The 20,391-nt window shown below is 72.1% G+C and carries 12 protein-coding genes; 6 read left to right on the top strand and 6 right to left on the bottom strand.

Translation table 11 applies throughout. The features are described 5' to 3' along the window. Positions 1-35 precede the first annotated feature (35 nt). From ACIO5E_RS16785 to ACIO5E_RS16795, 3 genes are all read right to left on the bottom strand, one after another. Positions 36-989, bottom strand: coding sequence for a DMT family transporter (locus ACIO5E_RS16785; RefSeq protein ID WP_400668034.1), 954 nt, complete (start codon positions 987-989; stop codon positions 36-38). Positions 990-1,608: 619 nt separating this feature from the next. Then, a complete protein-coding gene (locus tag ACIO5E_RS16790; RefSeq protein ID WP_400668037.1) occupies positions 1,609-2,115 on the bottom strand; it encodes an ATP-binding protein in 507 nt (168 codons plus the stop codon). 265 nt (positions 2,116-2,380) lie between these two features. Then, positions 2,381-3,415 (bottom strand): Ig-like domain-containing protein, encoded by a 1,035-nt coding sequence (locus tag ACIO5E_RS16795; RefSeq protein WP_400668039.1) that lies wholly within the window; start codon positions 3,413-3,415, stop codon positions 2,381-2,383. On the opposite strand from ACIO5E_RS16795, the gene ACIO5E_RS16800 reads away from it, so the two are divergent. After that, entirely contained in the window at positions 3,405-3,629 is a 225-nt protein-coding gene (locus tag ACIO5E_RS16800) for a hypothetical protein (protein ID WP_400668042.1), read from the top strand. The genes ACIO5E_RS16795 and ACIO5E_RS16800 overlap by 11 nt on opposite strands. Positions 3,630-3,922: 293 nt before the next feature. Here the strand turns inward: ACIO5E_RS16800 and ACIO5E_RS16805 are convergent, their stop codons facing one another. After that, on the bottom strand, positions 3,923-5,182 hold the full coding sequence (locus tag ACIO5E_RS16805) for an Ig-like domain-containing protein (RefSeq protein WP_400668045.1): 1,260 nt from the start codon (positions 5,180-5,182) through the stop codon (positions 3,923-3,925). A gap of 174 nt (positions 5,183-5,356) precedes the next feature. Then, the gene (locus ACIO5E_RS16810) at positions 5,357-6,616 is read right to left on the bottom strand and encodes an Ig-like domain-containing protein (RefSeq protein ID WP_400668046.1); all 1,260 of its coding nucleotides are present in this window, start codon (positions 6,614-6,616) and stop codon (positions 5,357-5,359) included. A gap of 201 nt (positions 6,617-6,817) precedes the next feature. On the opposite strand from ACIO5E_RS16810, the gene glgX reads away from it, so the two are divergent. From glgX to ACIO5E_RS16825, 3 genes are all read left to right on the top strand, one after another. Beyond that, positions 6,818-9,034 carry a glycogen debranching protein GlgX gene (gene glgX / locus ACIO5E_RS16815; protein WP_400668048.1) on the top strand — a complete coding sequence of 739 codons (2,217 nt, stop codon included), beginning with the start codon at positions 6,818-6,820 and terminating at the stop codon, positions 9,032-9,034. A gap of 210 nt (positions 9,035-9,244) precedes the next feature. Next, positions 9,245-11,065 (top strand): ABC transporter ATP-binding protein, encoded by a 1,821-nt coding sequence (locus ACIO5E_RS16820; protein ID WP_400668053.1) that lies wholly within the window; start codon positions 9,245-9,247, stop codon positions 11,063-11,065. Then, positions 11,062-12,918, top strand: a complete 1,857-nt coding sequence (locus ACIO5E_RS16825) for an ABC transporter ATP-binding protein (RefSeq protein ID WP_400668056.1) — start codon at positions 11,062-11,064, stop codon at positions 12,916-12,918. Before ACIO5E_RS16820 ends, ACIO5E_RS16825 begins: the two co-directional genes overlap by 4 nt. A 74-nt stretch (positions 12,919-12,992) precedes the next feature. Here the strand turns inward: ACIO5E_RS16825 and glgP are convergent, their stop codons facing one another. Continuing rightward, on the bottom strand, positions 12,993-15,659 hold the full coding sequence (gene glgP, locus ACIO5E_RS16830; protein WP_400668059.1) for an alpha-glucan family phosphorylase: 2,667 nt from the start codon (positions 15,657-15,659) through the stop codon (positions 12,993-12,995). 982 nt (positions 15,660-16,641) lie between these two features. On the opposite strand from glgP, the gene ACIO5E_RS16835 reads away from it, so the two are divergent. After that, positions 16,642-18,597, top strand: a complete 1,956-nt coding sequence (locus tag ACIO5E_RS16835) for an alpha-1,4-glucan--maltose-1-phosphate maltosyltransferase (RefSeq protein ID WP_400668729.1) — start codon at positions 16,642-16,644, stop codon at positions 18,595-18,597. Next, a complete protein-coding gene (gene treS / locus ACIO5E_RS16840; protein ID WP_400668062.1) occupies positions 18,594-20,318 on the top strand; it encodes a maltose alpha-D-glucosyltransferase in 1,725 nt (574 codons plus the stop codon). The genes ACIO5E_RS16835 and treS overlap by 4 nt, the downstream gene beginning before the upstream one ends. Positions 20,319-20,391 lie beyond the last annotated feature (73 nt).

The following is a 20,391-nucleotide window of genomic DNA, read 5'->3' on the forward strand; positions in this document are numbered from 1 at the left end:
CTGCGCGGCGGACGGTCCGCGACCGTCCGACCCGGTCAGGCGCGGTGGCGAACCGGGCGGGTGGGGAGGGCGAGGAGGGCGAGGCCGGCGGCGAGGACGGCGAGGCCGGACCAGGAGACGGCGGACAGGCGTTCGCCCAGGGCGGCGACGCCGAGCACGGCGGCGACGGCGGATTCGGCGAGGGTGAGGGTGGTGGCGGTCTGGGCGGAGGTGTGCCGCAGGCCGTGGCCGAAGAGGCGGTAGGCGAGGAAGGTGGTGATCACGGCGAGGTGGAGCACCACCGCCGCGCCGCGCGCAGTGCCGATCCACCGCACGTCGCCGAGCAGCAGGACCGGCAGGACGAGGAGCGCCGCCCCGCCGAACATCGCCCCCATCACCCCGGCCGAGGGGTGCCCGCGCATGATGAGCTTCCCGCCGACGAGCGAGTAGGCGGCGTAGGAGAGCCCGGCGAACGCGGCCAGCACCACCCCGGTGGCGTCCACCGCCGTGGCGCCGCCGGTGAGTTCGGGGCCGAGCACCAGGACGGCGCAGCCGACGACCGCCGTCGCCGTGGCGCAGGCCCAGCGGCCGGTCGGCCGGCCCTGCCGGGCGAGCCAGCCGAGCAGGCCGGTGAAGACGGGGGCGCTGCCCAGCGCGATCACGGTGGCCACCGCCACGCCGGTACGGCTCACGGCCGGGTAGAAGCCGATCGGGTACCCGACCACCGCGACCGCGCCGACGACGAGCAGCCACCGCTCCCGGCGGCTACACGTCCGGGGCAGCGCGCGGGCGCTACGGGTGGAGAGGAAGAGCAGCAGCCCGCCGAGGACGAGCGCGGCGGCGCCGATGCCCGCCGCCGGGGCCCCGGCGGGCGCGAGCGAACTGGCGGTCCCGGTGGTGCCCCACAGCAGGGCGGTGGCCAGGATCGGGACCGGCCCGTTGAGGGGGTTGGCAGGGCGCACAGCGGGGGCCGGGCGGGTGGGCGCGGGCACAGTGGTGCGGTTCGGCACAGTCGTGAACTTCCGTCGTCGAAAACCGTGGGAGAGGACTGGTTTCGAAACGGGCGCACACGGCAGACCCCTGGCGGCGGTCCACACCGGCCGGGGTCGCGGGGCTCAAGCCACCGGCGCGCGCCCGATCAGGCGCTGAGCGGTGGCAGCGCGACGCGCCAGTACGAGTTCACGCGCCGATGGTAATCGGGAGGAGGTGGCGGATGGCACGGAACGACCGCCCGCGCAGCCCTCCGATGCGGGCGATCGTGAATATTCACAGGCAGCGGCGTTAACCTATGCAAAATCCAAAGGTGAACTAGGTTACAAACCTTTCAATCCAAGACGCCTGGTTTGCCCACATGCTGAGATCCGTGCGATAGTCGAAGCAGCCCGACGGCGGGCGCCACAGCACGCCGCCCTGGGCGCGGAGACTTCGGCTGGCCCGACCTGGCACGGCCGACGCCCATCGCGCGGCACGCACCCCCTTGGCCGGCGCGATGACTTGCAGGGGCCCCCACCCGCCGGACCACGGCGACCTCGGGGGCCCTGCGCGTTTTCCGGGGGACGCCCGGACCCGCGACCGCCCGGACCCGCAGGCCTCGGCACGCAGACTTCGGCAGGCAGACGTCGGAAGCCCTCAGTGGCGCTCACGGAACTCGCGGACCTTCAGCTCGAACCAGACGCCCTTGCCGCGCGGCAACAGGTCGGCACCCCAGCGGTCGGCCAGGTCGTCGACGACCCGCAGGCCCCTCCCCCGCTCGTTGGCCGGCTTCGACTCGGCGAGGATCATGCAGGGCAACGCCCGGGAGGAGTCCCGGACTTCGACGCGGAGCCAGCCGGGCTTGCGGACCACCTGGAGCCCGATGGTGCGCCCGGCGGCGTGCCGAACGGCATTGGAGACCAGTTCGCTGGTGAGTAACTCCCCGGCCTCCAGGTGCTGGTGGAGGTCCCAGGCCTCCAGGACCGACAGCACCAGCCGGCGGGCCACCGGGCCGGTCTCCGGCCGGGACGGCAGTCGCACCTCGTCCGGCACGGACTGATCGCCCAACCTGCCGCAATACATCTCCTCCAGCTCCTCGGAGCTGAGCCGTTCCAGCGCCGCCAGCGCGCCCTGGACATCGATCCACGACGCCTCGGCGACCATTCCGGCCCCGGGAACTGATGACTGATCTGTTTCGCCCCAACCCGCCATGCGGTCCATCATTGCGGAACGCAAGCGGCCGCGTACGGACAATGAGCAAACGATCTCTCCCGAGTCGGCATATGCCGCGTGCAAGAGGAGGGCGACAAGAGAGCGACAAGAAGCCCCGCAGGAGCCGCGGCGAGGGCGACCCGGGCCGCGTCGGCGTCAGCCCGGGTTGCCGCGAATCCGCCCCGACCAGGGCGATCAGCAGCCGATCGCCGGCCGGTTACCAGGCGCTCCAGGCCAGGTTCCAGCCACTCAGACCGTTGGCCGGGTCGAGGGTCTCCTTCTTCGTGGAGTTCTTCACGATCACCACGTCGCCGACGATCGAGCCGTCGTAGAACTTGCCCATCGAGGTGGAACTGCCGCCGCCCTCGACGTCCTTGAGGCCGACGCAGCCGTGGCTGACGTTGTCCTCACCGATGACCTTGCTCCAGTAGTTGCCGTGCACGTAGGTGCCGGACGTGGTGAGCCGCATCGAGTGCGGCACCTGGAGGTCGTACGGGGAGCCGGTCATGCCGGGCATGGTGCTGGACTGCATCCGCACCACGCCCTCCTTGGACATGACGACCATGGTGCCGTTCCAGGTGGGGTGTTCGGGCGAGCCGGAGGTGATGTCGATCTCGGACGCCTGGCCGTTCAGCTCGACGGTCATCTTGTGCGCGGCGGCGTCAACCGTCGAGATCTGGGATCGCCCGATCGTGAAGGGCTCGTCCCGGTCGGTGCCGTACACCCCAGGGGTGATCTCGACGTTCTTGAGGCGGTAGTGCACGGTCACCTTGGTGCCGGGCGTCCAGTACTTCTCGGGACGGAAGTCCAGCCGGCGGTCGTCGAACCAGTGGCCCTTGACCACGGTGCCGTTGTCGGTCTCGAAGGTGATGCCCTTGAGGACCGCCTCCTTGTTCTTGACGTCCTTGCTGAAGTCCACCGAGACGATCATGCCGACGCCGTACGTCGCGTCGTTGTCCACGTTGTCGACGGCCTTGGCGAGCGCCGTCGGCGTCAGCGTGGTGAAGCTGCTGTCCGCGGTGGCGACCGCGCCGCTGGCGTCCGCGGCCATCGCGCTCACCTGGTAGGCGGTGCCCACCGAGAGGCCGGCGGACGGGGTCCAGCTGGAGCCGTCGGCGGCGATCGTGCCGGGTATCTCCTTGCCGCTCCTGTCGCTGACCTTGACGGTGGTGAGCTTGCCGCCGGTCGCACCGACCTTGAGCGCGTCGGGCGCGACGTCCACCGCGCCGGCCTGCGGCGCGATGGTCACCACGGCCTGGGACACCTTCGGCGCCGCGCTGCTGGGCGTCGCGGTCGGAGAAGCCGTCCCGGCGGCCGCGCTGGCCCCCAGGTCCGCCTTGGCCACGCTTCCGCCCCCGTTCCCGCTCCCGCCGCCACTGCACGCGGCCGTCAGCACCATCGCCCCGCCGACCAGACCGACGGCCACCACTCTGCGTATCGACCTCAACGTCGATCCCTCCCTCTGAACCCTCCGCGGAGGAACCCCCGCGGACCCCACCGACACGGCCGACCCCACCGACACGGCGGACCCGACCGACACGGCCGACCCCACCGACACGGCGGACCCGACCGACACGGCCGACCCCACCGACACGGCGGACCCGACCACTACACGCACCGGCCCCCGGAAAGGTTGCGCCATCCGAGGACCGGGGCGCTCCCGAAACGCGAGCGGCCCGACCCCAACGGGTGAGGATCGGGCCGCTCGTCCGTACCGCTCCGACGAACCGGGACTATCCGGGCCGTCGGCGGGCAGGGATTACCAGTTCGCCCAGACCACGTTCCAGCCGCCCAGCCCGTTGGAGGGCGCGACGGTCTTCTCCTTGGTGTTCACGATCTTGACCACGTCGCCGACCATCGAGTCGTTGAAGAACTTGCCCGCGACCGAGGTGTCGCTGCCGCCCTTCTCGTCCGCCATCGAGACGCACCCGTGGCTGGCGTTGGTCTTGCCGAACGGGTTGGCCCAGTAGTTGCCGTGCACGAAGGTGCCGGAGGTGGTCAGTCGCATCGCGTGCGGCACGTCCTGGATGTCGTACTCGCCGCCGAGACCGACGGTCTGCGAGTTCATCCGGGTGACCTTCTCCTTGGACATGACCACCATGGTCCCGCCCCACGACGGCGTCGCGTCCGCGCCCAGGGTGACCGGCACGGTGGTGCTCTTGCCGTCCCGCTCGACCGTCATCTGGTGCGACTTGGCGTCGGCGGTGGAGATCTGGGAGCGGCCGACGGTGAACGGCTCGTCCTTGTCCACGTCGCCGTAGACGCCCGGGGCGACCTCGACGCTCTTCAGCCGGTACTTGATGGTGACCTTGGTGCCCGGCTTCCAGTACTCGGCCGGACGGAAGTCCAGCCGGTTGTCACCGAACCAGTGGCCCTTCACCTCGGTGCCGTTGTCGGTCTCGAAGGTGATGCCCTTGAGGACGGCGTCCTTGTTCTTGACGTTCTTGCTGAAGTTCACCGAGACGATCATGCCGACGCCGTAGGTACCGCCGTCGCTGATGTTGTCGTTGGTGGAGACCTTCTTGTCCGGCGTCAGCGTGGTGAACGAGGTGGTGGACGCGGCCACCAGGCCCTCGGCGTCCTTGGCCTGCGCGTTCACCTTGTACGCCATGCCGACGGTGAGCGCGGCGGCGGGCTTCCAGCCGGTGCCGTCCGGGGTGATCGCCCCCTCGACCGGCTTGCCGTTCTTGTCCGTCACGTCGACCGCGGTGAGCTTGCCGTTCGAGACGGACACCTGCAGCGCGTTGCTCGGCGCCACGTCCTGGGCACCGTCCTTCGGCTCGACCGCCAGCACCGCGGCCGAGGTCTTCGGCTCCGCCGACGCACCCGCCGTCCCGCCCGCACCCGCCGTCGCCGCGGGCGCCGCGTTGTCGCCCCCGCCGCTCGTGCCGCCGCCCTTCTCGTCGTTGCAGGCCGCGGTGAGCAGCAGCACCCCACCCATGACCAACGCCATCGCACCCCTGCGCCCGTAGCGGCTGGTGGTACGTATCGCGGCGCCGGCCGTCTTCCCCGTCTTCACGGTTTCTCCCCTCCCGGTATTCACTCCCTTGACGCGTTGAGTGCCCCCATGAGTTGCACCGGGCGTCGATCTTTCGCGCCGGGTCAGGGCGCGCCGGAGCAGGATAGCCGGGCCGTCTGAGCGAGCCCCGGGCGGAGGTGGGTGGAGCGGGGGTGAACCGGCAGTGAAGATCGACTACTGCGGGGTGGAGCCGGCGGCGGCCGAGACGGGACCGAGGGCACTGCCGGCCACCCACTGCTCCCACGGCACGTTCCAGCCGTTGAGGCCGTTCTGCGGCGGCACGAAGTCCCCGGCGGAGGCCTTCACCTCCACCACGTCCCCCGGAACGGTGTGCTCGAACAACCAGCCCGCCGGGGAGTCCTTGCTCGCGCCGCCCTTGGCGTCGACCAGGCCGATGCAGCCGTGGCTGGTGTTGGCGGTGCCGAACACCTCGGGATCCGCCCAGTAGTTGCCGTGCAGGAAGGTGCCGGAGGTGGTCAGCCGCATCGCGTGCGGCACGTCCTGGATGTCGTACTCGTCGCCCATCCCGACGGTCTGCGAGTTCATCCGGGTCACCTTGTACTTCTCCGACACCACCATCACCCCCCGGTAGGTGGTGTGGTCGGGGCTGCCGCCGGACACCTTGAGCACCCGCACCACCCGGCCGCCCTGGCCGGCCCGGACGGTCAGGGTGTGCGCGTCCAGGTCGACGGTGGAGACCTGGGCCCGGCCGATGGTGAAGTGCAGGTCCTTGGTCTGGGTGCCGAACTCGCCCGGTGCGCCCTGCACACCCTTCATCCGCAGCGCCACCGTCACCTTGGTGCCGGCCGCCCAGTACTGCTGCGGGCGGACGTCCAACCGCTGGTTGCCGAACCAGTGCGCGGCCACCGGGACGGGCGGGTCGGCGCTCACCTGGACGGCCTTCTCCACCGCCGCCCGGCCGGTGATCGGCCGGCTGAAGCGCAGCGACACCGGCATGCCGACGCCGACCGTGGAGCCGTCCTCCGGGGTGAAGAAGGCGACGAAGGTGTGCGCCCGGGTCATCGTCGAGAACGCCGAGTGCTGGGCCGCCCGTTGACCCTGGTCGTCCTCGGCGACGGCGTCCAGGGTGTACGCGGTGCCCAGCGGCAGCGGGCCGTCGGGCGTCCAGGTGGCACCGTCCGGGGCGATCGTGCCGGGGACCTCGGCGCCCTTGGTGTCCGCCAACCGGACGGTGACCAACCGGCCCTGTGCCGCGGTCACCCGGACCGGGCCCTCGGGCGGCACGTCCTGGGCGCCGTCGGCGGGCAGCGTCGCGACGACCGCCCGGGACGGCGGCGGGGGCGGGGTGTGCGCCCCCGGCCCGGCGGCGTCCTGCCCCGGGGCCGCCGGGGAGCCGCCGCACCCCGTCAGGACAGCGAGGCCCCAGGCCACCGTCACCGCCCGCCGCGCCCACACCCGTCCTCGGCGCCGCATTCCGGGGCCTCCCACTGTCCACGTCCGATACCGGGAACAACGAGGGCAATCACGGCGGGGACACGCGGAGCGGCCCGAAATCCCCCCATCCATCAGCCGCCATCCGCCGGTAAGCCCCCGTTCAGCCGCTTCCGATCTGCGCAATCCGGGAAAGAGGAAGTGAACGGGGTCCGGGACACCCCGTCCAGGGAGGGTACGGCCATGGCGTCAGGGCAGGAGCTGGAAGCCGGAGTGCGGCCGCCCGGCGGGGACACCGCCGAGCCACCGTGGCCCGGCAGCTGGCAGCCGCTCGGCGCGCGCTTCCGGACCGACCAACAGGGCGGCCAGGGCACCAACTTCGCGCTCTGGGCGGCCGGCGCCGAGGCGGTCGACCTCTGCCTGTTCGACGAGGACGGCCGGGAGAGCCGGCACCGCCTCACCGAGCAGGACTTCCAGATCTGGCACGGCTTCCTGCCCGGCGTCCGCCCCGGCACCCGGTACGGCTTCCGGGTGCACGGCCGGTGGGACCCGTGGACCGGCGCCCGCTGGAACCCGGCGAAGCTGCTGCTCGACCCGTACGCCCGTGCCGTCGACGGCTGTTACACCAGCCACGACGCGGTCTGCGCCGCCGTCCGCAACTGGCCGGAGCCGGACGTCGCCGACACCGTCCGGGACAACCGCGACTCGGCCGACTACGTGCCCAGATCCGTGGTCGTCCACGATGACGACGACTGGTACGACGACCACCGGCCGAAGACCCCGTGGGCCGAGACGGTCCTCTACGAACTGCACGTGCGCGGCTTCACCATGCGCCACCCCGACGTCCCGCCGGAGCTGCGCGGCACCTACGCGGGCCTGGCCCACCCGGCCGCGATCGCCCACCTGACCCGGCTCGGCGTGACCGCCGTCGAGCTGCTGCCGGTCCACCAGTACGCCAGCGAGGACCACCTGCAGGCACGCGGCCTGGTCAACTACTGGGGCTACAACACGATCGGCTACTTCGCCCCGCACGCCGGCTACTCCGCGGCCGGCTCGCGGGGCGGCCAGGTCGGCGAGTTCAAGCGGATGGTCCGCGCCCTGCACGCCGCCGGGATCGAGGTGATCCTCGACGTGGTGTTCAACCACACCGCCGAGGGCGCCGAGCTCGGCCCGATGCTCTCGCTGCGCGGCATCGACAACGCCGCCTACTACCGGCAGGCCCCGCACCGCCCGCGCGGCTACGCCGACTACACGGGCTGCGGCAACACCCTGGACACCCGCCGCCCGCAGGTGGTCCGGTTGGTCACCGACTCGCTGCGGTACTGGGTCACCGAGATGGGCGTGGACGGCTTCCGCTTCGACCTCGCCGCCGCCCTCGCCCGCGGCACCGACGGGGTGGACATGGACCACCCCTTCCTCGCCGCCGTCTCCCAGGATCCGCTGCTCAGCCGGGTGAAGCTGATCGCCGAGCCCTGGGACGTCGGCCCGGGCGGCTACCAGGTCGGCGGCTTCCCGCCGCTGTGGGCCGAGTGGAACGACAAGTACCGCGACACCGTACGGGACTTCTGGCGCGGCGCCCGTCCGGACGTGCGCGAGCTGGGCTACCGGCTGTCCGGCTCCTCCGACCTGTACCAGCGCGGCGGCCGCCGCCCGTACGCCTCCGTCAACTACGTGACCGCGCACGACGGTTTCACCCTGCGCGACCTGGTCAGCTACGACCGCAAGCACAACGAGGCCAACGGCGAGGCCAACCGGGACGGCACCGACGACAACCGCTCCTGGAACCACGGCGTCGAGGGCGAGACCACCGACCCGGAGGTGAACGCCCTGCGGCTGCGCCAACTGCGCAACCTGATGGCCACCCTGCTGCTCTCCACCGGCGTCCCGATGATCACCGCCGGGGACGAGTTCGGCCGCACCCAGCGTGGCAACAACAACGCCTACTGCCAGGACAACGAGGCCAGTTGGCTGGACTGGTCGCTGCTCGCCGAGGGCGCCGATCCCGGCTGGCGGGAGCTGAGCGAGCTGACCGCCCGGCTGATCCGGCTGCGTCGGGCCCACCCGGTGCTGCGCCAGCGGGCGTTCTTCTCCGGCCGGGCCGCCGCCCCCGGCGGCCAGCCGGACCTCGCCTGGTTCACCCCGCTCGGCAAGGAGATGACCGAGGCCGACTGGTTCGCCCCGACCGCCTGCCTCGGCATGCTGCTGTCCGGCACCGCGATGTCCGAACGGGACGAGACCGGGCGGCCCTCACGGGACGACAGCTTCCTGCTGCTGCTCAACGCCGGCCACGAACCGGTGGTGTTCACCCTGCCCGGCGAGCCCTGGGCCGCGCCGGAGGCGGCGTACCGGACGGTGGTCGACACGGCCGCCGCGGGCACCGGCGAGCCGTGTCCGCGGGGCGCCGTGGTGCTCGGCGGGCGCTCGCTGCGGCTGCTGCAGGCACCCGCCCCGGCCTCCTGACGGACCTCGACCGCGCAAGCGGCGCCGGAGAGGAGCCCGAGAGGAGCCCGAAACGCGCCCGGCGCGCAGTCCGGCCCGCTCAACCGGCCGCGCACGCACCACCGTTCAGCCGTGCCCCACCCGTACGGGTGGCCGGTTCTCGCCGAAGGGCCCTGTCAGGGGTGAAAAACCTGATGAGAAATGACGCGGCCTCGTCCTACCCTCACGACGATGGCCGAGAACCGACAACACGACGACACCGCGACCGGGCACCGCTCCACGGTCCGCTCCCTGCTGCGCCTGTGGCCCTACGCCCGGGCCGTCCGCCGCCAGTTGGCCACCTCGGCGACCGCCGCCGCGCTCGCCATGTTGAGCGTCCTCGGCGTCCCGCTGATCCTCGGCCGGATCGTCGACGGCCCGCTCGCCGAACACGACCTGCGCGGGCTGTGGCCGCTGGTGGGCCTGCTGCTGCTGCTCGGCCTGGTCGAGGCCGCACTGTTCTACACCCGCCGGGTGATCCTGGCCCGACCACTGGCCGGGCTGGAGACGGCCATGCGCGGCGACCTCTTCGCCAAGCTCCAGCGGCTGCCGATCTCCTTCCACGAGCGCTGGGGCTCCGGCCAGCTGCTCTCCCGGGCCACCGCCGACATGTACACCATGCGGCTGTTTCTGGCCTTCCCGCTGGTCTTCCTGATCGTCAACTCGGTGATGTTCCTGGCCGGCACGGTGGTGATGTTCACCCAGGACTGGCGGCTGGCCCTGATCACCCTGCTGCCCTCCGTCCCGCTGTTCCTGCTCACCCGGCGCTTCGAGTCCGGTTACTCCGGCGCCGCCCGCCGCGCCCAGGACCAGAACGGCGACCTCGCCACCGTCGTCGAGGAGTCCGTCCTCGGCATCCGCATCCTCAAGGCCTTCGGCCGCCACCGCTCGATGGCCGAGCGCTTCCGCGCCCAGTCCCACGACCTGCGCCGCACCGAACTGCGCAAGGCCGGGCTGCTCGCCAACCTCTGGGCGGTCATCGTCGGCCTGCCCGAGATCGCCCTCGGCTGCGCCCTCGCCGTCGGCGCCTACCTGGTCGCCCACGACGAGCTGAGCGCCGGCACCCTGGTCGCCTTCCTCTCCACCGCGCTCGCGCTGCGCTGGCCGGTCGAGTCCCTGGGCTGGCTGCTCGCCTACGCCAACGAGGCCGCCACCGCCACCGACCGCTTCTTCGAGGTGCTGGACGAGCCCGAGAGCGCCGATACGGGCACCGCCGACGGCCTCGGCCCCACCCCCGACGGCATCCGCTTCACCGACGTCCGCTTCCGCTATCCCGACGCCCCCGACGACACCCCCGACCTGTTGGCCGGCATCGACCTGCACATCCGCAGCGGCGAGACGATGGCCCTGGTCGGCGCCACCGGCAGCGGCAAGACCACCCTCACCGCGCTGCTCCCCCGCCTCCACGAGGCCACCGCGGGCGCCATCACCCTGGACGGCCGGGACATCCGCGACCTCCCCCGGGAGCGGCTGCGCGAACTCGTCGCCGTCGCCTTCGAGGAGCCCACCCTGTTCTCCGCCACCGTCCGGGAGAACGTCCTGATGGGCGCGCCCGGCGCGGGCGAGGAGCAGCTTCGTTCCGCCCTGGCCACCGCCCAGGCCGCCTTCGTGGACAAGCTCCCCGAGGGCGTGGACACCGAGGTCGGCGAGCAGGGCCTGAGCCTGTCCGGCGGCCAGCGCCAGCGTCTCGCGCTGGCCCGCGCGGTGGTCGGCGACCCGGCCTTCCTGGTGCTGGACGACCCGCTCTCCGCCCTCGACGTGCACACCGAGGCACTGGTCGAACGGGCGCTGCGCGAGGTCCTCGGCGCCACCACCGCCCTGGTGGTCGCCCACCGCCCGAGCACCGTACTGCTCGCCGACCGGGTCGCGGTGCTCTCCGACGGCCGGATCGAGGCCGTCGGCACCCACCAGGAACTGCTGCGCGACTGCGCGCACTACCGCGAACTGATGTCGGGCGAGGCCGCCCTCGTACCCGAGACCGCCCTGATCTCCGAGGGGGGCACCACCCGATGACCACCACCGTCTCGCCCGCCGGCCCCGCCGAGCGGGAGACCGCCGAGCCGGCCGAGGAACAGCTGCCGCCGCCCCCGGCCGACGAGGAGGACATCCCCGTCCCGCCCGGCGCGCCCCGGGCACTGCTGCGCTCGCTGCTCGGCCCGCACCGCGCCCGGATCGCCGTCGCGATGGTGGTGATCCTCGTCCAGCAGGCCGCGCTGCAGTCCGGCCCGCTGCTGGTCGCCGTCGCGATGGACCGCGGCATCCCGGCGCTGCGCGAGCACGACTCCGGCCCGCTGATCGCGGTGGTCGGCGCCTACCTGGCCTGCGCGCTGATCAGCCCGGTGCTGCAGTGGGCGTTCATCAAGATCAGCGCCCGGGTCAACCAGGACATCCTGCTGGAGCTGCGCGGCCGGATCTTCCGGCACGCCCAGCGGCTGAGCCTGGACTTCCACGAGCGGTACACCTCGGGCCGGATCATCTCCCGCGCCACCAGCGACGTGGACGCGCTGCGCGAGCTGCTCTCCGAGGGCCTCCAGGAGCTGCTGACCGTCTTCCTCTCGGTCTGCTACATCTCGGTGCTGCTCCTGGTGCTGGACTGGCGACTCGGCCTGGTCTCACTGGTGTCGGTGCTGCCGCTGGCGCTGATCGCCCGCTCCTTCCGCCGCCGCTCGCGCCGGGTCTACCGGCGCTCCCGCACCTCGGCCGCCTCGCTGATCGTCCGCTTCACCGAGACCATGAACGGCATCCGCCCGGTGCAGGCCTTCCGCCGCGAGCAGGCCAACGACGACGCCTTCGCCGTGGTCAACCGGCAGTCCGCCACCGCGACGGCGGACGGCCTGCTGGAGATCGCCCGCTACGTCGGCCTCTCCCGCGCCACCGCCAACCTGTGGACCACCGGCGTGGTGCTGCTCGGCGCCTACCTGGTCGCCGACGGCACGGTGGAACTGGGCGTGCTCACCGCCTTCGTGCTCTACCTGCGCCGGCTCTACGACCCGATCGACCAGCTGGCGATGTTCCTGAACAGCTACCAGTCGGCCGCGGCCGCGCTGGAGAAGATCGCCGGCCTGCTCGCCCACGAGCCGACCGTCGCCGAACCGGCCGAGCCCACCGAGCTGCCGGCGGCCGCCGGCAAGGGGCGCGAGGTCCGCTTCGAGGACACCCGCTTCGCCTACCGCACCGGCAAGGAGGTGCTGCCGCCGTTCGACCTGGTGATCCCGGCCGGACAGACGGTGGCGGTGGTCGGCGCGACCGGCGCGGGCAAGTCGACGGTCGCCAAGCTGCTGGCCCGCTTCTACGACCCGACCGACGGCCGGATCCGGCTGGACGGCGTGGACCTGCGCGACCTCGCCACCCCCGAGCTGCGCCGCGGCGTGGTGATGGTGACCCAGGAGTCCTTCCTGTTCTCCGGCACCGTCGCCGACAACATCGCGATCGGCCGCCCCGGCGCCGGCCGCGAGGAGGTCGATCAGGCCGCCCGGGACATCGGCGCCCACGAGTTCATCGCCGCGCTCCCGGACGGCTTCGACACCGACGTGCGCAAGCGCGGCGGCCGGATCTCCGCCGGGCAGCGCCAACTGGTCGCCTTCGCCCGCGCGCTGCTCGCCGACCCGGCGGTGCTGATCCTCGACGAGGCGACCAGCTCGCTGGACGTCCCCGGCGAGCAGGCCGTCCAGCGGGCCATGCGCACGGTGCTGGCCGGCCGGACGGCGGTGATCATCGCGCACCGGCTCTCCACCGTGGAGATCGCCGACCGCGTCCTGGTGATGGACCAGGGCCGGATCGTCGAGGACGGCTCCCCGCAGGAGCTGGTCGACGGCTCCGGCCGCTTCGCCGCCCTCCACCAGGCCTGGCGGGACAGCCTCGTCTAGAGGGCCTGTCTTCAAACCCCGCCCGCGTGGCGGGGGTTTGAAGACAGGCCCTGGCGCGTCCCGCCAGGGCAGGGCTAGCGCAGCACCCCCGCGTCCATCCCCGCCGACTCGGCGGGCAGGGCGACCAGCCCCAGCTCGGCCGGGGAGGCCAGCCGGGGGTGGGCCGGCAACACCCGGACGGTGTAGCCGAACGGCCCGGTCCGGCACAGCTCCAGCGAGCCCTCGTAGCGGGTCCGTCCGTCCAGGTCGGACCCGCCGACGGGCTTGAGGGCGAGCACGCAGGCATCCGAGATGCCGTCCGACTCGTCCACCCGGCCGGACACCGCCTGCACCTCGACGTCGCCCGGGTCCAGCGTCCCGAGCGCGACCTGCACCCGCAGCGACAGCGCGCTGCCCAGCTCCTGCGCCTCGTCCGGACAGTCCGCCTCGACGTGCTCGACCCGCACGGCCGGCCAGCCCTCGCGGACCCGCGCCTTCCACTCGGCCAGCTCCCGCGCGCCGCGGTACGCCGCGCCGGCCAGCTCCCGCTGGGCCAGCGCCGCCGGGGTGTACAGCCGTTCGACGTACTCGCGGACCATCCGCCCGGCCAGCACCTTGGGCCCGAGGGTGACCAGGGTGTGCCGGACCATGGCGATCCAGCGGTGCGGCAGCCCGTCCGTGCCCCGGTCGTAGAACCGGCCGGCGACCTGCTCCTCGATCAGGTCGTACAGCGCGGCGGCCTCGATGTCGTCGCGGTGCTCGGCCTCGCTGCTCTCCGGGTCGAGCACGCCGCCGGTCTCGTCGGCGGTGGGGATCGCCCAGCCGTTCTGGCCGTCGCACCACTCGTCCCACCAGCCGTCCAGGACGGACAGGTTGAGGCAGCCGTTGAGCGCGGCCTTCATCCCGGACGTGCCGCAGGCCTCCAGCGGGCGCAGCGGGTTGTTCAGCCAGACGTCGCAGCCCGGGTAGAGGTGCCGGGCCATCGCCATGTCGTAGTCCGGCAGGAAGACGATCCGGTGCCGGACGGCCGGGTCGTCGGCGAAGGCGACCATCTGCTGGATCAGCCGCTTGCCGCCGTCGTCGGCCGGGTGGGCCTTGCCGGCGACCACGATCTGCACCGGCCGGACGGGGTGCAGCAGCAGGGCGCGCAGCCGGTCCGGGTCGCGCAGCATCAGGGTGAGCCGCTTGTACGAGGGCACCCGGCGGGCGAAGCCGATGGTGAGCACGTCCGGGTCGAGCACCGAGGAGACCCAGCCGAGTTCGGCCTCGCCGGCGCCGCGCTGCCGCCAGGAGTCGCGCAGCCGGCGGCGGGCCTCCTCGACCAGTTGGGCGCGCAGGCTGCGGCGCAGGTCCCAGATCTCGGTGTTGCCGATCCTCTCCAGGCCCGTCCAGCGCTTGGCGTCGCCGGTGGTCATGGCGTCCTCGGCGCGGTCGGCGCCGATCTCGGCGGCGCCGAGCCGCACGACCGCCGGGTCGATCCAGGTGGCGGCGTGGACGCCGTTGGTGACCGAGGTGATCGGCACCTCGGTGGCGTCGAATCCGGGCCAGAGGCCGTTGAACATGGAGCGGCTGACCTCGCCGTGCAGGGTGGACACCCCGTTGGCGCGCTGGGCGAGCCGCAGGCCCATGGCGGCCATGTTGAAAAGCTTCGGGTCCCCGCCGGGCCAGGTCTCGGCGCCGAGCGCCAGCACCGGTTCGACCGGGACTCCGGGCAGCGCGGCGTCGCCGCTGAAGTGCCGGGCGACCAGCTCGCGGTCGAAGCGGTCGATGCCGGCCGGAACGGGCGTGTGGGTGGTGAACAGGGTGCCGGCCCGGACGGACTCCAGGGCGGCGGCGAAGTCCAGGCCGGCCGCGTCGTCGGCGACGAGTTCGCGGATCCGTTCGACACCGAGGAAGCCGGCGTGGCCCTCGTTGGTGTGGAAGACCTCGGGGGCGGGGTGCCCGGTGAGCCGGCAGTAGGCGCGGACGGCGCGGACGCCGCCGATGCCGAGCAGCATCTCCTGGAGCAGCCGGTGCTCGCTGCCGCCGCCGTAGAGCCGGTCGGTGACGTCGCGCTCGGCCGGCGAGTTGGCCTCGATGTCGGAGTCGAGCAGCAGCAACGGCACCCGCCCGACCTGGGCCTTCCAGATGTGTGCGGCCAGGGTGCGGCCGCCGGGCAGGGCGAGGTCGACCCGGCCGGGGGCGCCGTCACCCTCCCGGAGCAGGCTGACCGCGAGTTCGTCCGGATCGAGCAGCGGGTAGCGCTCCTGCTGCCAGCCGTCCCGGTTGAGGGACTGGCGGAAGTAGCCGTGCCGGTAGAACAGCCCGACGCCGATGATCGGGACGCCGAGGTCGCTGGCGGCCTTGAGGTGGTCGCCGGCCAGGATGCCCAGGCCGCCGGAGTACTGGGGCAACGCGGCGGCGATGCCGTACTCGGGGGAGAAGTAGGCGACGGCGGCGGGCGGCGGGGTGGCGCCGGCCTCCTGCTGGGTCTGGTACCAGCGGGGGCCGCCCAGGTACTCGCGCAGGTCGTCGGCGAGGTCGCCGAGTCTGCGCAGGAACCGCCGGTCGGCGGCGAGTGCGGCGAGCCGGGCGGCCGGGACCTCCCCGAGCAACCGCACCGGGTCCTCGCCGGTCGCGGCCCAGACCTCCGGGTCCACGGACCGGAAGAGGTCCCTGGTCTCGGGGTGCCAGGACCAGCGCAGGTTGAGGGCCAGCTCGTGCAGCGGCTGGAGTTGTTCGGGCAGGACGGTGCGGACGGTGAATCTGCGGATTGCCTTCACGGCGTGAAGCGTAGCCGCGATGGTCGTCATGGCAGTGCGTCAAGTGGGCTATTGGGCATCCGTTCGGCCTATTGATGAGATCGCATTCGGCGCATTGGGCTGCACGGGGGGCGCGCGAGGCGCACATTCCGGAGGCCCGCGCTACCAATGCATGAACACTGCGGAACAGGTCCATTTCCGATGGCTCATCCGCTCAGGACAAAGCCCGAAACTACTGTCGTACCGCTGCAAAAGTCTTGTCCCCGGTGCGAGGATGACTCAAGGTCGTTGATGCTGCGGGGAGTGCGGCGGCGGGTGGCGTCCGCCTTGAAGCAGCACGTCCGAATCCTTTTCGCGTTGATCGTTTCCCTTCTTCTTAGCCCATTCGGCGCCCACCGCGCACCGACGCGTGTCCTCGTACCCGGCCTGCTCGTTCACGGGTGGACCGGTTCGCCCAGGGGCGTGCCCCTGGAGGCGCGCGCCGGGACGCGCACGGGCTCCGGGCGTCCCGCCGCGGGCTCGGCGGGCGCCGGGCAGGTTGCCGGGGACAGCGGCGCGGGCAGGCTTCCGGTCGCACGTCCTCCCCACCCAGCAGTCCTCCCGGTACTCCCCTGGCCCATCCCGGCCCGCGGGAGCTGCCGCCGATCTCGGGCAGGAGTTTGACATGCACGGCGACACGCGGGACCAGTCCACACCGGTGGCCGACACCATCGACGCAGCGGTCGCGGAATCCGCCGGACGGACGGATTCTGACACTCGGACGGATCCGGCGATGCCGGCGCCGCGGGCCGGGGCGGTCCGCGGCGAGCCGACCGACGCAGCCCGAGAACCCGGGTCCGAGGAGGGCCGGCCGGCGACACCGCGCAGGCGCACCACCACGACGCGCCGCGCCGCCGCCACCGCGAAGGCCACCGCCGACGCCGCCGAGGCCCCCGCCGACGCCGCGCCGCGCAAGGCCCCCGCCCGCAAGTCCGCCGCCCGCAAGACGACAGAGAGCGACACCGTGATCGGCCGCATCCCCGTCCTGGACGTCAGCCCCCTCGTCGACTCCGGCCGCCGCCCGGCCAAGGCCGTCGTCGGCGAGACCTTCCTGGTCACCGCGACCGTGTTCCGCGAGGGCCACGACGCCGTCAACGCCAACGTGGTGCTGCGCGACCCGCGCGGCCGCAGCGGCCCGTGGACACCGATGCGCGAGCTGGCCGAGGGCACCGACCGCTGGGGCGCGCACGTCACCCCGACGGCCCCCGGCCGCTGGTCGTACCTGGTCGAGGCCTGGAGCGACCCGATCGCCACCTGGCGCCGGACCGCCGCCGTGAAGCTGCCCGCCGGGATCGACACCGTGCTGGTCCTGGAGGAGGGCGCCCGACTGCTGGAGCAGGCGGCGAACGGGGTGCCGAAGAAGGAGGGCCGGGCGCACGTGCTGGCCGCCGCCGACGCGCTGCGCGACCCCGGGCTGCCGCCGCTGTCCCGGCTGGCCGCCGCACTCGCCCCCGACGTGCTGGAACTGCTGGACCGCCACCCGTTGCGCGAACTGCTCAGCGCCTCCCGCCCGCTGCCGCTCCAGGTGGACCGCGAGCGCGCGCTGTACGGCTCCTGGTACGAGTTCTTCCCCCGGTCGGAGGGCGCGGTGGTGGACCCGGGCGGCGTCGAGCCGCCGCGCTCGGGCACCCTGCGCACCGCCGCCGAGCGGCTGCCGGCCGTCGCCGCGATGGGCTTCGACGTGGTCTACCTGCCGCCGGTCCACCCGATCGGGCGAGCCTTCCGCAAGGGCCCGGACAACACCCTGACGGCCGGTCCGCACGACGTCGGCTCGCCGTGGGCGATCGGCTCCCCGGAGGGCGGCCACGACGCGATCCACCCGGACCTCGGCACCATCGAGGACTTCGACCACTTCGTCGCCGAGGCCCGGGACCTGCACCTGGAGGTGGCGCTGGACTTCGCCCTCCAGTGCTCCCCCGACCACCCGTGGGTGAACAAGCACCCGGAATGGTTCAACCACCGCGCGGACGGCACCATCGCGTACGCCGAGAACCCTCCGAAGAAGTACCAGGACATCTATCCGGTCAACTTCGACCAGGACATGGATGGAATCGTCAAGGAAACCATCCGGATCCTCCGGTTCTGGATGTCCCACGGCGTTCGGATCTTCCGGGTCGACAACCCGCACACCAAGCCGGTGGTGTTCTGGGAGAACGTGCTCGCCGACATCGCCCGCACCGACCCGGACGTCGTGTTCCTGGCGGAGGCCTTCACCCGGCCCGCGATGATGCACACCCTGGGGAAGATCGGTTTCCACCAGTCGTACACGTACTTCACCTGGCGCACCACCAAAACGGAACTCACCGAGTACCTCACCGAACTCACCGGTGACGCCGCCGCCTACATGCGGCCCAACTTCTTCGCCAACACCCCGGACATCCTGCACGGCTACCTCCAGCACGGCGGCCGGGCCGCGTTCGCCGTCCGCGCCGTGCTCGCCGCCACCCTCTCCCCCAGCTACGGCGTCTACGCCGGCTTCGAGCTGTACGAGAACGAGCCGGCCCACCCGGGATCCGAGGAGTACCTGCACTCGGAGAAGTACGAGCTGCGCCCGCGCGACTGGGCCCGCACCGACTCCCTCGCCCCGCTGCTCACCGTGCTGAACCGGCTGCGCCGGCGCCACCCCGCCCTGCAGCAGCTGCGCAACCTGCGCTTCCACCCCACCGACAACGACCAGGTGCTCGCCTACTCCAAGACCGCGACCACCCCCGAGGGCCTCACCGACCAGGTCGTCACCGTGGTCAACCTCGACCCGCACCAGGTCCAGGAGGCCACCGTCACCCTCGACGGCGACGGCCCGTACGTGGTGCACGACGAGCTCACCGGCGCCGTCTACACCTGGGGCCGGCACAACTACGTCCGGCTCGATCCCTCAGCCGAGCCGGCTCACCTCCTCACGGTTCGGAGGAACCCAGCGTGACAGTGAACGAGCCCGTCCCCGACATCTTCCCGGAGACCTCGAAGAAGAACCTGGACCCGGAGTGGTTCAAGCGTGCGGTCTTCTACGAGGTGCTGGTGCGGTCCTTCCAGGACAGCAACGGCGACGGGGTCGGGGACCTGAAGGGGCTCACCACCAAGCTCGACTACCTCCAGTGGCTCGGGGTCGACTGCCTCTGGCTCCCGCCGTTCTTCGCCTCGCCGCTGCGCGACGGCGGGTACGACGTGGCCGACTACAAGTCGGTGCTGCCGGAGTTCGGCGACCTCGCCGACTTCATGGAGTTCGTCGACGCCGCGCACGCCCGCGGCATGCGCGTGATCATCGACTTCGTCATGAACCACACCAGCGACCAGCACCCGTGGTTCCAGGCCTCGCGGGCGGACCCGGACGGCCCGTACGGCGACTTCTACATGTGGGCCGACGACGACAAGCAGTACCCGGACGCCCGGATCATCTTCGTCGACACCGAGACCTCCAACTGGACCTACGACCCGGTCCGCAAGCAGTACTACTGGCACCGGTTCTTCTCCCACCAGCCGGACCTCAACTACGACAACCCCCGCGTCCAGCAGGAGATGATCGCCGGGCTGCGGTTCTGGCTCGACCTCGGCATCGACGGCTTCCGGCTGGACGCGGTGCCCTACCTGTTCGCCCGCGAGGGCACCAACTGCGAGAACCTGCCGGAGACGCACGAGTTCCTCAAGCGGGTCCGCAAGGAGATCGACGCCGACTACCCCGACACCGTGCTGCTCGCCGAGGCCAACCAGTGGCCCGAGGACGTCGTCGACTACTTCGGCGACTTCACCGCGGGCGGCGACGAGTGCCACATGGCGTTCCACTTCCCGGTGATGCCCCGGATCTTCATGGCCGTGCGGCGGGAGTCCCGCTACCCGGTGTCGGAGATCCTCGCCAAGACCCCGCAGATCCCGGGCGGCTGCCAGTGGGGCATCTTCCTGCGCAACCACGACGAGCTGACCCTGGAGATGGTCACCGACGAGGAGCGCGACTACATGTACGCGGAGTACGCCAAGGACCCCCGGATGCGCGCCAACGTGGGCATCCGGCGCCGGCTCGCCCCGCTGCTGGAGAACGACCGCAACCAGATCGAGCTGTTCACCGCCCTGCTGTTCTCGCTGCCCGGCTCGCCGGTGCTGTACTACGGCGACGAGATCGGCATGGGCGACAACATCTGGCTGGGCGACCGGGACGGCGTGCGCACGCCGATGCAGTGGACCCCGGACCGCAACGCGGGTTTCTCCTCCGCCGACCCGGGCAGGCTCAGTCTGCCGCCCATCATGGACCCGGTGTACGGCTACCAGGTGACCAACGTCGAGGCGCAGCAGAGCAGTTCGAGTTCGCTGCTGCACTGGACGCGTCGCATGATCGAGATCCGCAAGCTCAATCCGGCGTTCGGCCTCGGCACGTACACCGAACTGCCCTCCAGCAACCCCGCCGTGCTGGCCTTCGTGCGCGAACACGAGGGGGACCTGGTCATGTGCGTGAACAACTTCTCGCGGTTCGCGCAGCCGACCGAGCTGGACCTGCGGCAGTACGGCGGACGGTACCCGGTCGAGCTGATCGGCGGGGTGCGCTTCCCCTCGATCGGCGAGTGGCCCTACCTGCTCACCCTGGCCGGCCACGGCTTCTACTGGTTCCAGCTCCGGCAGCCCCCGCGCCTGAGCGGGACGAGGCGCTCGAAGTAACGATCCGCCACATCCGGCCCCAACAGCACCACCAGACCCTCCGGGGGCGCGAGTTGAACCCCTGCGCCCCCGG

The sequence above is a fragment of the Kitasatospora sp. NPDC087314 genome (assembly GCF_044744365.1).
Taxonomy (GTDB): Bacteria; Actinomycetota; Actinomycetes; order Streptomycetales; family Streptomycetaceae; genus Kitasatospora.